Here is a 14,403-nt window from a genome sequence, read left to right on the forward strand (position 1 = left end):
TGTAGCTACGCACTAGTCGAGCTTAGCCACTTCGCTCTTAACAGCCTCAAGCGCTTCGTCAATCTTAGAAGCATCAGTTCCGCCGCCTTGAGCGAAGTCTGGCTTTCCTCCGCCGCCACCGCCAAGAATCTTGGAAGCAGTACGCACAAGATCGCCAGCCTTGGCACCTAGATCACGCGCGGCGTCGTTAGTCGCCACCGCCACCATTGGACGATCCTCTTCATTCACGCCACACAGCGCCACAATCACAGGAGCATCCTCACCTAAGCGAGAACGAACATCCAGTGTTGTTTTGCGCAATGCATCGAAGGAACCAAAGTTTCCAACATTCTTTACAGCAAGCTTAACCGTTGCGCCACTTTGTTTAGCCGCCTCAACCAATTCTGGAACAGCATCGTTAAGCTGAGCCTCATACACCGAAGAAAGCTTGCGGTCTGAATCCTTCATCTTGTTGAGCAAGGACTCCAAGCGCTCAGCTAACTCATCTGGGCGTGCATTAACCATGCCAGCAAGTTGCGCCACCAAAGCGTGCTCACGAGCACCATATTCATACGCCTCTTCGCCGCAAAGCGCGTCGATTCTGCGAACACCAGAGCCAATGGAAGACTCGGAAAGGATTGTAACCATACCAATCTTTCCAGTGCTCTTAGCGTGAGTACCACCGCAAAGCTCGCGGCTCCAACCGTCGCCAATCTCAACAACGCGCACAATATCACCGTACTTTTCGCCGAACAAGTGCATTGCTCCAAGCTTGAAAGCGTCATCGATTGGCATTTCCTTTGGAACAACCTGCAAATCGTCACGAATACGCTCGTTTACGCGAGCTTCTACACGCAGCAGCGCATCCTTATCAACAGCCTTTGGCCACTGGAAGTCAAAGCGCAAACGATCTGGATCAACTACAGAACCGCGCTGAGTTGCCTGCGGACCAAGCTCTTCGCGCAAAGCCTTGTGAAGAGTATGCGTAGCAGTATGGCTTCGAGCCAAAGCAGCACGGCGCACCTGATCAATATTCGTGTTCACTGGAGCACCAACACTCAAAGTGCCTTCAGTAAGTCGGCAGCTGTGAACAATCAAATCCTTGATTGGACGCTGAACATCGTCAACTTCCAAAATCGCGCCGTCGTCGGAAATAATCTCACCCTGATCAGCAATCTGACCACCGCGCTCAGCATAGAATGGCGTGCGATCAAGAATAACTTCAACGTTTGCAGGAGCGCTAACACTTTTAACAGCACCCTTACCGGCTTCAACAATTGCCAAAACGTTTGAACGGCTGGAGAAATCTGTGTAACCGAGGAAGTCGATTGGCTTTTCAAGCTCCTTCTTAATGTCGTCATAAACGCTAACATCCACATTGTGACGCTTCTTCAAAGCATCAGCGCGAGCGCGACCTTTCTGCTCGCTCATAAGCTCGCGGAACTTAGCTTCATCAACCTTAACACCCTGCTCAGCAGCCATCTCCAAAGTCAACTCGATTGGGAAGCCGTAAGTATCATGCAAAGTAAATGCGTCGGAACCACCAACAATAGGGTCATCCTTGTGTTCTTTCTTAGCTTTTTCAACAGCCAAGTCAAGAATAGTTGTGCCCTTTTCAAGAGTTCTGCGGAACGCGTCTTCTTCACCATATGCAGCTTCGCTAACCTCGTGGAAAGTGTTGTTAAGCTCTGGGTAGCTTGGTTCCATTGCAGCCTTAGAAACTGGGAACAAGGTTGTAAGAACTGGGTCCTGAACGCCGAGCATGCGCATTGCGCGAACGGTTCTGCGAAGAAGACGACGAAGCACGTATCCGCGTCCAACGTTACTTGGGCGCACACCATCGCTCATAATCATCAAAGCGGAACGCACGTGATCTGCTACAACGCGGAAACGCACATCAGCATCATTATTATCGCCGTACTTTACACCGCTAAGCTTTTCTGCAGCTTCAATAACTGGATAAACTTCGTCTGTTTCGTAAATATTTTCCTTACCTTGCATAAGGTAAGCCAAACGTTCCAAACCTGCGCCGGTATCGATATTCTTCTGGTCAAGCTCACCAACAATATGCAAATCAGTCTTAGACTTTACGTTATCTACCTGGAAGTTTTCGAAGACCAAATCCCAAATCTCAATGAAACGAGATTCGTCAGCAGCAGGACCGCCATCCTTACCGTATTTAGGACCGCGATCAACGTAGATTTCGGAGCATGGGCCGCCAGGACCAGGACCACCAGTGGTCCAGAAGTTATCTTCCATACCGAAAACTTGCATGTGCTCTGGGTCGAAGCCTTCGTTCTTCCAAATTGCGCGAGCTTCATCATCGTCGGTATAAGTAGTTACCCAGAGCTTTTCAGGGTCAAATCCGTATCCGCCCTTATCTTGCGGAGTTGTTAAAAGCTCCCAAGCGTAGTGAATCGCTTCTTCCTTAAAATAATCGCCAAACGAGAAGTTACCAACCATCTGGAAGAACGTGCCGTGACGAGTAGTTTTGCCGACTTCGTCAATATCAAGAGTACGCACGCACTTCTGGTTAGACGTCATTCTGCGAGAAGGAGGCGTTTGCTCTCCCAAAAGATAAGGTATGAATGGAACCATGCCTGCAATCGTGAAAAGCGTCGTTGGATTTGGTGAAATCAGCGATGCTGAAGGCACGACCATATGACCATGATTACCAAAGTAGTCAAGATAACGCTTTGCAATTTCTGCTGTGCGCATAGGTACGAACTCCTTGTGTTATATTAAAACGCCATGCAACAGGGCGGCACAAAAGAATATCATACCATCATGCTTTAAGGCGCGAGTCGCAGAATGATTAATCTGCAAGACCAATTTTTGATTATAAAACTTTACCTATAAAAACTTTAGTTATAAAAAACTTTCAAGACTTATTAGCAAGCTTATTTTATTTAGCATACTTATTAGCATACTTAGAATTAAGCTGCGACTCGTGAGTTTTTCTGCTGGAATTAAAATCCTTAAATAAAGACAAAATCGTGGTTAAAGTAAGATTCTTCGGATCTTTATCAAAGAAAAAATCTCCAACACTTTCTGGGAATTTTCCTTTAATATAAGCGCGAGCCTTAGTAACAGACATCACGCCTATTACTATTCCTACGCAAAGCCAGAATAAACGCTTAAACATCACTCCCCCTTAGACTCACTCGACTCACCAGAATTAGCTGCGTGGCGTGCAGAAGATTCTGAAAAATCCGTTGGAACTGTAGGCTTATTGAAGAATGCGTTAATAGTGTCCTTAAGAGCATATCCAGCTGCAGCAATCTTAATAATAGGTTTTCCAAGAAAAGCACCATACAAATCTGTAAGAGCACCAACATTAGTCGCAGTGGTGCGAGCAGCATCCGTAACAGCATTAACATCTTCTAAGGTTTTGTTTACTTGCTTTACTGTAGTAACAGACTCATCAATAGCAGGCAAAGCATGTTCACCTGATTCCTTAACGGTTTGAGCAATCTGATTAAACATCTTACCCAACCTAATCAGAGGATAAATCATAAAACCAGAAAGAACCGCAAACGAAATCGCGGCAATCAGAGCAGCTATGTCTCCAACGCTCATCGTAACCTCTTTCCTGCTGTTTTTACGCGCGACTAACCCACGCAATGTATTTAAAAGATTAACGAAGAGTCAAGACTCTTCGAGTAAACCACTAACACATATCTTTCTTAATATATCAACCCTAATATATCAATATATAAAAGTGGATTTACAGTACGCTCTACTCGTTGTAACCCTTAATAGTTATAGCCTGATCAAGTGGCTTAGAAGTGTCAAAATCTAAACGAGTCACACTACCATTTTGCGGACGCTCGCTCAAATCGTAGCCAGCAGGCGCAAAACGATGCATAAGACTTAAAAGCGTGTTTCCGTGTGAGATTTGCAAAACACTATCTCCATCTTTTAACACTGGATTGCTGGCGATTATTTTAAAACCGCCCTCAACACGCTTCCAATACTCAATATCCGACTCAGCATCGTGGAATGGATCCGCCTCTTTGAGCATATCTCGGGTAGCCGAAAGCCCAAACTTTTCAACGATTTCATTATATGTTTTTGCTCCGTGAGGAGCACCTGCTGCCCACCAAGCCATATTCATGTCTTGTCCTTCAAAATATCCGTAGCATTGCTCACGAAAATGCATATCGCTTATGAGTTGTGGTCGAGCATGAGTGTGTTTTTCGTTTTCGCTTAAAATACGCTCAGCAGTGATTTGAGCACGAGTTGTATCTGAACAATATGCTGCAGCAAAAATGACATTAGCTAATTTTTCTGCTGCACGATCTGCGTCTGCAAGTCCTTTATCGGTAAGAGGAGAATTTGACCAACCTTGAAGACGATTGTAGCAATTAAACATGGTTTGACCATGACGAACTAAATAAAGATGCAGCAACATAACTTAATCATCTCACTTTTAATAAATTGTTCTACACAATGTTTTATGCAATGCTTTAAACAATGCTTCACACAAATTGACTTTGTTATTTGTTTAATCAGACTAATACAGGTAAGACTAATCCAAATCAACATCGCCTAATTCTTGGAATCTACTTGCAATCAGCTCTGGCGTTGTATCAGAAATCCAAGATGCCATCCCAGCTTCCGACCCAGCCAAATACTTGATTTTGTTAGCATCTCGCATAAACGAGAAGAATTGTAAATTAAGACGATAATGCGCACGACGAGAATCATGCACAGGAGCCTGATGCCATGCTGCAACATAAGGCAAATCAACAAATTCGCTAGAATTTGCAGCACTCATACCAGAAGATAAGTCGAAAGCAGCCGAACCTGCAAACGATTTAGTACTAGAGTCGCCATTAAAACCAAAGAACTTATTAGCACGTCTAAGAAGTGTTATATAAATTTGTGCCAAATCCCAACGCTCTTGGTCGTCAAGCTGATCCAAAGTAAGAACATCACGAACAGGAGCAACATGCACTTCTAGAGGCCAACGCGCTGCTGCTGGCACATACGCAACCCAACTATGATTATGCATAATCACACGCTTTTTAGCCTCAATCTCCGAATTCATCAAATCCTTAAGAAGATTACTGCCAGTGCGCTCAAAATAAGCCTCTGTGTGGCGCAACTCCTGCTCCAACCTAGGAGCAATAAACGGATAAGCATAAATCTGACCGTGAGGATGATTCAAAGTCACACCAATTTGGCTGCCGTGATTTTCAAAAGGATAAATCTGCTTAATGCCATCAATTTGGCTAATTTCCGCGGTTCTAAACGCCCAAGCTTCAACAATCGTGCGCATTCGCAAAACAGAAAGATTAGCTGGAAGCATGTTTTCGTTGGAACTAAAGCAAATCACCTCACAACGACCAGCTGCAGGAGCCTGCTTCCACAGCGGATTGCCATCAACGTAGGTTGTTGTGTTTGGCACTCCTGCAACCTGAGCCATAGCTGGATAACGGTTTTCAAAAACAACAACGTCGTAGTCTTCGTCTGGAATTTCACCATCTTGATACTCAGATTCTGGCTTTCTACCAGCGAATGGGTCGATTCTTGATTGCTGATTACTATCACTATTTAAGCTATCGCTATTTGAACTCTCTCTAAGAATGGGGGCTGGTCGTTTTGCCCACAGCCTAGACATAGGAATCCAGTCTCCTGTAAGCGGATCCTGACGCATTTGCGGAACTTCTCTAGGAACCTCATTACCTTCGCTATCAAAATGAGATGTAAAGCGATACGCCAACTTTCTAGGGTCAATCAGCTCCCTTGTTTTGTGTCCGCTAACATATTCTGGGTTGTCGTCGATGTAGAAAAAGTCGCGACCGTCGGAAAGCTTTGTTACCGTAATACGAATATGCTCACGCGCGTAAGTTCCTGGGCGATACAACTTATACGGATACTCTCCACCGAAATCTCGAATAGGAGTTTGAACAGTCGGAATTTGTTGCGTTTGGTAGAAGGCATTATCGCCTAGCGAAGAGCGCATTGGCGACTGTAATCCTTGGTATGATTCCGAATGCATAGTAGATTGCGCAGACTGCACGTTTTCAGCCACCTCTTCTTCTGCTTGAGCTACAAGACTACTCAGCGAAGAATCTCCAACACCCGTGCTGGTTATTTTGTTAATAACCGAGTAGTTTGCTCCGCCAGCCTTGTTCCTAGCGCGAATTGCATTAATGTCTATTGCATCAAAAGCATCTGTGTCTTCCAAGCTTTTTTCAACTTGACGCTCATCTGCCTTCTTATGCGTAGTGCCGTCTTCATCAATTTCAAATCCTGCTGCAGCGCCACCTTCAAATCCACCACCAGGACCAGCGAAACCAGCTGTTGTTGGAATATTGTGAAGTCCTGCAACTTTTTTAGGCTTTTCCACAAAATCATCCCCTTCAAAAACGTTATTGCTTAACACGTCTTTTGCGTCTCTTACATCTTCTGCATCTTCTGCATACTGTGCGTTGTGCGCAGTCATATATTGCTGTGCTTCTTGCACCGCTTTCACATCTTCTTCATTGCTAATTTGAGACATCTTTGACTCCATCGTCTCTTTATTCTTCTTTATCTTCTTTTATTTTCGTATAACTTCTTATTCTTGTATCTTCTTACTTACAACGCTTACTAGACGCTTAGTTATCTATTATATATTTTCTGATTCAACACTCGCAGAATGTTATATTTTGTGATATAACGAATATTATTGTGAATAATTATATATGATTTTGTTTTTTTATTAAACTGTTTTGTTACAAAATGTACGGTTGCTGGCGACTAATCCCAAACAAAAGTTAATGTGCACCAACATGTAACCAACTTTTACGTAGTTCATACTGATTTTATACAAATGCACTACGATTCGTGCAGTATTTTCCGCACTTTGTAGCTCTAAACAGCGTGTTGAACAACAAAATGCGGAAAAACTTCCGCACTTTGTAGTCCAACACACCAATCAGAACTACAAAACACGGGAAGAATAGCAAATAAAACGCATTGACCCCCACTATGCAATGCACAGCAGGGGTCAAGCGGTATGTCCTTAAGAATGAAATCCAGAATTTAGCGAGCGTAGTACTCGACGACGTACTGGATGTTGACTTCAACTGGAATCTGATCGACTTCCGGCTTACGAGTCAAAGTAGCCTTCAAAGAGGCAAGATTCACATCGAGATAACCAGGAACTGCTGGCAAAACGTCACGATGAACGCCTTCAGCAGCCATCTGGAATGGCACCATTGTCTGGCTCTTAGCGCGAACCTGAATGGTCTGGCCTGGCTTAACACGGTAGGATGGGCGATCAACAAGATTGCCATCTACCAAAATGTGACGATGCACAACAAACTGGCGAGCCTGAGCGGTTGTGCGAGCAAAACCTGCGCGCAAAACCAAAGCGTCAAGACGGGTTTCCAAATCGGTGAGCATTGCGTCACCAGTCTGACCTGCAGTGTGCGTACCCTTTTCGTAAGCTGCACGAAGCTGCTTCTCGGAAAGACCGTACTGAGCGCGAAGACGCTGCTTCTCGCGAAGACGTACTGCGTAATCTGACTCGGTACGACGACGAGTGCGGCCGTGCTCACCTGGAGCATATGGACGCTTCTCGAAAATACGCTGAGCCTTTGGGGTCAAAGCGATGCCGAGGGCGCGAGAAAGACGCACCTGACGGCGAGAACGCTGAATATTAGTCATTACTAATCCTTTATTCTGTCGTTATCTGAACGGAACGTGAACCAAACATTTACGATTGTTCACGCTGAGCCGGCCTCTCCAGTGCTTCTTCGTGCTAACACACGAACGCGAAAGCATTAAAACGCTGAAATAACGCCATAATTCTTGCGCGCCGACCCACTGATGGGCTAAGGCTCCAGATAATGCCTACAAAAAATAGGCATCGTTTCTCATACTACTCCGCGCCGTAGATACTCGCGCTCGCATCAACGTCATCTTTTGCACGCATATTACACCAAGCTAGGTGAAGATTCGAGGTTTTTCGCCGTGAACGAGGTGAGCCTCAGCGCCGAAGGTGGTGACTCGCCGAGAGAGCAAGAAAAATCGAGAATCTCGGTGATAAAAACCACGCAATTGTTCAAGCACGTAAGAGGGCTGGGTGATTCTTGGTCGAACAGTATAAGAGCGGCAGCCGATACCAAATAATCCAAATGATCAACCACTACAAACAAACCTCAATCCAAAAACAAAATCAAAGACAAAACGGAACAACCGCAACAACAACCAACACGTAAGAGGCGGAGCGTTGTGCGAATCGACGACTTCGAGCTGCATAATGCGCGAGAAGTCACCTCGATTCGCTGAGCTTGCTCAAAGTTGAAAGCACAGTGTGCTTTCAACGCAAGCGAAGGCGCGAGCGCGCTTAGACCGCGCGAACGCAGAAACACCCAGCCCTCAGCAACTCTAAATAGGAAAACCGCGCAACAAAGCTCAGTCACAGAGTGCACGAAGTATGCCAGAGTCCATTGTGTAAACACAGTCAGCGCTTGCAGCAACAGATTCATCGTGAGTAACGACTAAAACAGCCGCGCCAGAAGCCGCACAATCGCGCAGCAAAGACACCACAGTTTGAGTATTTTGCGAATCCAAATCGCCCGTAGGCTCATCCAACAGCAGTAAACGCGGGTTGTTAATCAAAGAGCGCGCAATCATAACGCGTCTCATTTCTCCGCCAGAAAGCTCACGTGGATAACAATGCGCAAGATCGTCCACGTTAAGTCGCTTAAGCAAATCCATAGCGAAGGAAGTCACATTCGCACAATCTTCTGGCTCAAGTTTTTCCGTAAAATCGCCTATTCGCTTAGAAGAAGCATCAAAAATCTTAACAGGCAAAATAACGTTATTTATCACATTCAAATTAGCAAGCAGCGTCTGCGATTGCGTAACAAAACCAATGTTTTTTGCGCGAATCGCAGAAATTTGCTCGTCGCTTATAGAAGGCAGTGAAATATTGCATCCAAAAATCGTAACGTTTCCACGCGTCGGCTTTAAAAGACCTGCAATCATGTTTAAAAGAGTAGATTTTCCATTGCCAGACTTGCCCACAATCGCAACAAAGTCGCCAGCTTTAAGCGAAAAATTAACATTGTCTACAGCAATAAACTTCCTATTTTTGCGTTTAAATTCGCGAGTGACATTTTTAAGATTTACTACTAAATCGTTACTAACAACTTTATTCGCCATTTTATTCGCCATCTCTTAAAGTCAAATACGCTTCCCTGCTTGCGATTCGCCCCACAATAATCGCAGAAGTTACCAAAACACTAGCGAACGAAAACGCTACAGAAACTGCCGCAAGCGCGCACACAAACCAAACATTCGACTCCAAGTACGGCAATTGCAACTGTTGAGAAATAACAACATTATATGGGAACAAAATAAGCGAAGCAAAAGCAACGCCAATCACGCCTCCGCCAAAACCAATCGCAGACGATTCACGCGCGACCATCTTTAGAAGCATGCGCCTATTTGCACCAAGAATCCTCAATGAAGCAAATTCCCTCTTGCGCTCCGATGTAGAAGACGCAAAAACGCACACAAGAATCAACACGCCCACAAGCCAAAACGCAAGAATGCCAAGAAAAATCGCCTTATTTAGCACCTCTAAGCTCTTTTTAGTCTGCTCTGTAATTCCGCCTGGAAAGACCACTCCAAGACTTTTAATTCCGCTAGTTTTACGAATATTTTCCGCAACTTTTTGAGCGCTAAAACCCCTGCTCACTTTTACAAGAACAGCGCTAACTGCCTTGCGCGCGTATTTTGCAGGAATCGCAGTGTGCCCAACTTTAGAAGAATATTTAATAACCGCTGGAATCGTGTCTCTGTTTACAAACACTGAGTTATCTAAGCTAGTGCCCGTTTTAGCAAGTTGCGCAACAATCGGCCATTCGTGCCCATACAAGCGAACAGTATTTTTGTAAGACACAAGCACGTTTGCGCCTGCAATCATATGCCCTTTTTTAAGCTCGCTTTTGTGTTGCGAATAAATCCATGGCGCGATTACAAAGTCACTCGTAGGGTCAAAACCTATGATTTGCAACTTTTCTGCGCAGCATCCAGCAGATAGAGAAGATATGTAAGTTTGTACGCTTGCTTTTTCAACGCCTTTTGATTTTCGCACAAAATCCTCAATATTGTTCGTAAAGTAAAACGTGCTCGATCCGCCATTAGTTAGCAACGCTTCCGCACGATTGTATGTGTTTTGCGGAATCACCATAATATCCGCGCCAAGGCGAGCGCGCATACTACTTAAACCATTAGAAAGATTTAGGGAGATTAGTGAGCCGCCAAAAAACACTGCAGCTAAGCACGCGGAAACCACAATTAACGCGGCGGTTCTAAGCGGCTTTTGCTTTAGGTTTTCTAGCGGCAATCTCTTTAATGTAATAGTGTGCATAGTAAATTACTTAGATGCGCACTAGCAAGCAGACTTAGTATCGAGATACACGCTAACGGATGCAAACACCAACGCTAGTACAGATAGCACAATCAACGTTGGACGCATAACAGATGCGCAATGCATCATTGGACTTTTGCAAACACCAATAAGGAATGTTGTAGTAGCAATCATAAACAGAGAGTTAGCGATTACAGCAATATTTAAGCCAGCGCGAACGTGTTCTTTAACAAATAGCGCAATAATGCCTAGAATTGCAATAACTACGCCAATTCCAATAGCCACGCGGCCGGTGTAGTAGCATGCCATAGGTTGCATCATCATAGGCATTTTTTGCATTTTATGCATGCCTCCAGTTGAGCATGGTTTTGCAAATGTCAATGGCGCTATAGCAATAAGAATTCCAAAAATAATTGCATGAAGCGATGCGAATAATTTGTTTTTCATAATAAATACCTCATTAAATCTAGTTATTATTTTTTAGTGTTGCTCTTTAACGCAACACGCTTTACGGCACTCACGTTTGTAAGCGCCACGCCTTTTAAAATCTCATTATAAATACAATCGCAATGTTTAAGAGCTTAATCGACTTACTCTTGAGTCACGAATCTTACACATTTGCGGTTTCGTCTACTTCTATATTTTTCCTACTTTTATATTTTTTCGTATAGCTTAATAGAAAACAAGTCTTGAATATTTTGTTTTAGTGTATATAATCACGCACTAGTTATAACAATATTACAATTAACAATTTAAAGTAATCTTCAATAGGATTTCATTATTTTAAGTGCAACATTTATAAAACAAAAAAATTTACAATTTTACAATTTCTCAATTGGTGCAACTCTTAACATGAGTCTTTTTACACCATCCGAGCCAAAGTCAACTGTGATAATCGAGTTTCTTCCCTTGTCTTGCGTTTTAAGAACAGTTCCAAGACCGTAAGTGTCGTGCGAAATTTTATCGCCTTCATGAAAATCGTTGATATTTAAGTGATTGTCCTTTTCTTGCAAACCTTGTTTTTTGTAAGACAACGATGATGAAGATGACTGCAAATTTGATGTGGATGATTGATGCTGGTATGATTCACTAGATTTTCTGGCGATACGAGTGGTGACTTTGCCAGACTTTGAACCATACGACTTGCCATATGAATTGCCATATGAATTAGAGCCATAAGACTTTGAGCTATACGACTTGCCATAATGCGATTTTCGGTAACTCGATCCGCCGTAAGTGGTGTACGAATCGTCGTCCCAACCACCATCGCTTCCAAAATCGCGGTCAAAATCGCGGTCAAAATCACTGCCCGCTCCCCTAAGCCCAGCACGCATAACATCTGCTTCCTTGCGCTTCCAAGAAATCAAATCGGCAGGAATCTCGTCCAAAAACTGGCTTTGTATCATTTCCGCTGACTTGCCCCATTGCGATCTCTCAGCCGCCCAAGTGACGTACAAAATCTTCTTAGCGCGAGTTATGCCAACGTATGCAAGACGACGCTCCTCGCAAAGCTCCTTTTGATTGTCAACACAGCGCGAATGAGGAAAAGTGCCCTGCTCCATTCCAGTCAAAAACACAACAGGATATTCCAAACCTTTAGCCGTGTGAAGCGTCATAAGCGTAACTTTTCCAGTATCTTCGCCCTGGTCTGGAAGCTGATCAGAATCCGCAACCAAAGCCGTAGTCTCCAAAAAACCAGCGACATTAGCATCAGGCGTATTCTGCTCATACTCGGCTGCAACAGATTGTAATTGAGACAAGTTATCTACTCTAAATTCGTCTTGAGGGTCCTTAGACTCTCGCAAATCCTGCAACAATCCGCTCTCGTTAAGCACGTTCTCCACAACCTTAGAAGGCTTGGAATCGTTAGCTTTCATAAAGTCAATAAGCGAAGTCATAAGATCCCTAAAACTCTTAAGCGCATTAAAAGTTCTAGATGAAATACCAATTTGTTCTGCAATCTTATCTATTTGACTAAGAGCAGACCAAAAACTTATAGAATTTTCTTTTGCATAAGACGTAATCTGCGACTCAGCACGCGCACCAAGACCACGCTTCGGAACGTTTAAAATGCGGCGCATATTGACATCGTCATCAGGGTTTGCAATCGACTGCAAGTAAGCAAGCGCATCTTTGACTTCGCGACGCTCATAGAACTTAGTTCCGCCAACAAGTTGATAAGGCAAGCCCGACTTAATAAGCGCATCTTCTAAGCTACGCGATTGCGAATTTGCGCGATACATAATCGCAATATCTGAATAGTTTACGCCATCTTCGCCTGCCAAACGCGCGATTTCTTGAGCAACCCAAGAAGCCTCACCTTGCGCGTTATCTGCTACATAACCGACAATCGGCGAACCTTTGCCTAAAGATGTCCACAACTTTTTAGGTTTTCGATTAGCGTTGTTGGAGATCACAGCATTTGCAGCATCCAAAATGGTTTGCGTAGAGCGATAATTCTGCTCCAACATAATTGTTGTAGCGCTTGGAAAATCCTGCTCAAAGTCTTGAATATTGCGAATATCTGCACCGCGGAAAGCGTAAATTGACTGGTCGGAATCGCCAACAACCGTGATTGAAGATTGCGGAAGTTGAGTGGAATCTGGTGAAACAGTGGAATCAGTGGAATAATCATCCACACCTGCAAGCTCACGAATCAACACGTATTGCGCGTGATTGGTATCCTGATATTCGTCAACCAAAATGTAACGGAACTTTCGCTTGTAATACGCGCTAACTTGCGGATTTTGGCGCAAAAGCTTAACCGTTAACATAATCAAATCGTCAAAATCAACAGCATTCGAAACGCTAAGCCTATTTTGATACTCCGCGTAAACAGCAGCATAAAGCGCATCAGCATTGCCAGCAGCATTAAAGCTAGATGCACCAGATACAGACGCGCCTGGCTTATAATCTGGTGCGTAATTTTTAAGATTTTCCTGCCAAGTAACCAAATTATTTTTGAAATCAGATATCTTAGACAATAAAAGTTTAGGAGTAAACTTTTTAATATCGATATTCAATTCGGATGCGATTATTTTAACAAGACGCTCGCAATCGGAAGAATCGTAGATAGAAAAACCTGATTTTAAGCCGATTGAATCGCCATGAGCGCGAAGAATTTTAACGCAAGCGGAATGGAAAGTGGAAACCCACATGCTATTTGCACTATTGCCTATTAAGCTCGCCAAGCGCTCGCGCATCTCCGCAGCCGCTTTATTTGTAAACGTGATTGCAAGAATTTGGCTCGGCCACGCCTTGCGATTAGCCAAAATCCACGCGATTCGGCGCGTAAGAACACGCGTTTTGCCGCTGCCTGCGCCAGCTCCGATTAAAAGCGCTGGGCCAGTGTATTGAACAGCCTTGGATTGCTGTGGATTTAAGCCTTCTAAAAGCGATTGTGGGTTGATTTCAGGAATGTTGGAAGATTGTGCGGATGTTTGAGCGTATTGGGCAGCGGCAGAAGATTGAGCTGTTTGGGAAGATTGTACGGAATTTGAATATTTTGCGGAAAAATCGCCAGCAACCGTAGAAGCAGAAACTTCGCTCGTCATATCTTTATTAATAGGTGCATCGCTAATAGGAGCATTGCTAATAGAAGCATCGCTCTGCTCGTCGGCATCTTCTGGATTGCCAAACAAATCAAAATCGTAACCGTACTTGCTCAAAAGCCCCTCACTCCCGTGTTCCAAATCGCAAAAATTAAACTCTAACCAATTTTAACGAACGGCAGCCAAACACAAATCGTGCGTTTTGCACTATACGCATTACGCAACTTACGCACTTTGTAGCACATTTGACCCAAATCACGTACAAAAAGCGGAAAAACTGACGCACTTTGTAGCTCTAAACAACGTTTTGCATCGTTCGCGCGCTACGCTCTAAGCGAAAAGGTAGGTCTTGTCGCTCGCGCGTTACAGCGCGCTCACGTCCTCGCTTGCGTTGAAAGCACACTGTGCTTTCAACCTTGAGCAAGCTCAGCGCTCCGAATTACCTTTTCGCGCTACGCTTCTCAAGCGAAAAGGTAGGTCGTCGCGCAAGTGAGT

10 protein-coding genes are annotated in these 14,403 nt (G+C 44.2%); all 10 read right to left on the reverse strand.

Annotated features, from left to right (window positions below):
* Positions 1-12: 12 nt before the first annotated feature.
* Positions 13-2,697 carry an alanine--tRNA ligase gene (gene alaS / locus HXT25_RS01090; RefSeq protein ID WP_048730125.1) on the reverse strand — a complete coding sequence of 895 codons (2,685 nt, stop codon included), beginning with the start codon at positions 2,695-2,697 and terminating at the stop codon, positions 13-15.
* A gap of 187 nt (positions 2,698-2,884) precedes the next feature.
* A complete protein-coding gene (locus HXT25_RS01095) occupies positions 2,885-3,124 on the reverse strand; it encodes a hypothetical protein (RefSeq protein WP_004113365.1) in 240 nt (79 codons plus the stop codon).
* Complete coding sequence (locus HXT25_RS01100; protein ID WP_004113368.1) at positions 3,124-3,558, reverse strand: DUF948 domain-containing protein; 435 nt, start codon at positions 3,556-3,558, stop codon at positions 3,124-3,126. Before HXT25_RS01100 ends, HXT25_RS01095 begins: the two co-directional genes overlap by 1 nt.
* Before the next feature lie 160 nt (positions 3,559-3,718).
* The gene (locus tag HXT25_RS01105; protein ID WP_285067856.1) at positions 3,719-4,393 is read right to left on the reverse strand and encodes a histidine phosphatase family protein; all 675 of its coding nucleotides are present in this window, start codon (positions 4,391-4,393) and stop codon (positions 3,719-3,721) included.
* A 117-nt stretch (positions 4,394-4,510) separates the two neighbouring features.
* Positions 4,511-5,986, reverse strand: a complete 1,476-nt coding sequence (galT, locus tag HXT25_RS01110; protein WP_407066230.1) for a galactose-1-phosphate uridylyltransferase — start codon at positions 5,984-5,986, stop codon at positions 4,511-4,513.
* A 1,028-nt stretch (positions 5,987-7,014) separates the two neighbouring features.
* Positions 7,015-7,641: a 30S ribosomal protein S4 gene (rpsD, locus tag HXT25_RS01115; RefSeq protein ID WP_004113375.1), complete on the reverse strand. Its 627-nt coding sequence runs from the start codon at positions 7,639-7,641 to the stop codon at positions 7,015-7,017.
* Between the two features lie 750 nt (positions 7,642-8,391).
* The gene (locus HXT25_RS01120) at positions 8,392-9,156 is read right to left on the reverse strand and encodes an ABC transporter ATP-binding protein (RefSeq protein WP_422118598.1); all 765 of its coding nucleotides are present in this window, start codon (positions 9,154-9,156) and stop codon (positions 8,392-8,394) included.
* The gene (locus HXT25_RS01125; RefSeq protein ID WP_415703001.1) at positions 9,146-10,357 is read right to left on the reverse strand and encodes an FtsX-like permease family protein; all 1,212 of its coding nucleotides are present in this window, start codon (positions 10,355-10,357) and stop codon (positions 9,146-9,148) included. Before HXT25_RS01125 ends, HXT25_RS01120 begins: the two co-directional genes overlap by 11 nt.
* A gap of 21 nt (positions 10,358-10,378) precedes the next feature.
* Complete coding sequence (locus HXT25_RS01130) at positions 10,379-10,804, reverse strand: DUF4418 family protein (protein ID WP_020761348.1); 426 nt, start codon at positions 10,802-10,804, stop codon at positions 10,379-10,381.
* A gap of 374 nt (positions 10,805-11,178) precedes the next feature.
* On the reverse strand, positions 11,179-14,025 hold the full coding sequence (locus tag HXT25_RS01135; RefSeq protein WP_422118599.1) for an ATP-dependent helicase: 2,847 nt from the start codon (positions 14,023-14,025) through the stop codon (positions 11,179-11,181).
* Positions 14,026-14,403 lie beyond the last annotated feature (378 nt).

Origin of the sequence: Gardnerella sp. DNF00476, assembly GCF_049262735.1 — a bacterium.
GTDB classification, from domain to species: domain Bacteria; phylum Actinomycetota; class Actinomycetes; order Actinomycetales; family Bifidobacteriaceae; genus Bifidobacterium; species Bifidobacterium vaginale.

Bases quoted from the DNA above. Each gene is read 5' to 3' on its own strand.
- galT (WP_407066230.1), bottom strand. From the start codon at position 5,986: ATGCATTCGGAATCATACCAAGGATTACAGTCGCCAATGCGCTCTTCG.
- HXT25_RS01125 (WP_415703001.1), bottom strand. From the start codon at position 10,357: ATGCACACTATTACATTAAAGAGATTGCCGCTAGAAAACCTAAAGCAA.
- HXT25_RS01105 (WP_285067856.1), bottom strand. From the start codon at position 4,393: ATGTTGCTGCATCTTTATTTAGTTCGTCATGGTCAAACCATGTTTAAT.
- HXT25_RS01120 (WP_422118598.1), bottom strand. From the start codon at position 9,156: ATGGCGAATAAAATGGCGAATAAAGTTGTTAGTAACGATTTAGTAGTA.
- HXT25_RS01130 (WP_020761348.1), bottom strand. From the start codon at position 10,804: ATGAAAAACAAATTATTCGCATCGCTTCATGCAATTATTTTTGGAATT.
- HXT25_RS01100 (WP_004113368.1), bottom strand. From the start codon at position 3,558: ATGAGCGTTGGAGACATAGCTGCTCTGATTGCCGCGATTTCGTTTGCG.
- HXT25_RS01095 (WP_004113365.1), bottom strand. From the start codon at position 3,124: ATGTTTAAGCGTTTATTCTGGCTTTGCGTAGGAATAGTAATAGGCGTG.
- alaS (WP_048730125.1), bottom strand. From the start codon at position 2,697: ATGCGCACAGCAGAAATTGCAAAGCGTTATCTTGACTACTTTGGTAAT.
- rpsD (WP_004113375.1), bottom strand. From the start codon at position 7,641: ATGACTAATATTCAGCGTTCTCGCCGTCAGGTGCGTCTTTCTCGCGCC.